Source organism: Oleiphilus sp. HI0117 (assembly GCF_001635235.1).
Map to the genome: position 1 here is coordinate 1 of NZ_LWGA01000320.1, position 302 is coordinate 302.

1 protein-coding gene is annotated in these 302 nt (G+C 41.7%); it reads right to left on the reverse strand.

Annotation, left to right across the window (positions count from 1 at the left end; genetic code table 11):
* Positions 1-89: 89 nt before the first annotated feature.
* On the reverse strand, positions 90-302 hold a 213-nt coding region (locus tag A3757_RS03980), incomplete at its 5' end, for a DUF2804 family protein (RefSeq protein ID WP_156506162.1).

Here is a 302-nt window from a genome sequence, read left to right on the forward strand (position 1 = left end):
ACAGTTGTACCCTTAATGTCTAGAGGCGTCAAATCAAAAGTCTATTTTTGCTGTTGATGTGTCGTAATTAAATTGTCTAGTATGGACGTTTACCACTTAGAGTACTGATCTTCGACAAAACCATATTGAGATTCAATCTCGTAGCGTTTGCCTTCAGCGGTGATTAAGTGCCCCTTAAACTTGCCGAATATTTGTTTGAAGTTTGTGGCCATGAAACCGGCATTGAGGTGTTCCTTATGCATTCCTTCAGGCACAAAGCTTAGATCAAGCTGTCCGTTTTCACAGCTGATTCTCCACGCGGA